Raw genomic sequence first — 231 nt, 5'->3', positions numbered from 1 at the left:
CGTCGTGGATGCCCTTGCGCTTGGGATTGAGGAACGGGCCCTCGATGTGGACGCCCAGCACGCCGGGCACGCCCGCCTCGATCGCCGCCTCGGTGGCGCGCAGGGCCTTGTCGACGACGTCGAGATCGTCGCTGATCAGGGTTGGCAGGAAGCCGGTCGCGCCATAGGTCCGATGCGCCGCGCCGATGGCGGCGATGGTCTCGACGGTCGGGGCGTCGTTGAACAGCACCC

The 231-nt window shown here is 70.1% G+C and carries 1 pseudogene; it reads right to left on the bottom strand.

The window, feature by feature from the left end:
- A pseudogene (locus AX690_RS11765) lies at positions 1-231 on the bottom strand (N-acetylglucosamine-6-phosphate deacetylase); the annotation flags it as partial.

The sequence above is a fragment of the Caulobacter sp. CCH9-E1 genome (genome assembly GCF_001556515.1).
GTDB lineage: Bacteria > Pseudomonadota > Alphaproteobacteria > Caulobacterales > Caulobacteraceae > Caulobacter.
Note: the sequence above shows the minus strand (reverse complement) of the source record. Positions and strands in the feature narration are given on the sequence as shown.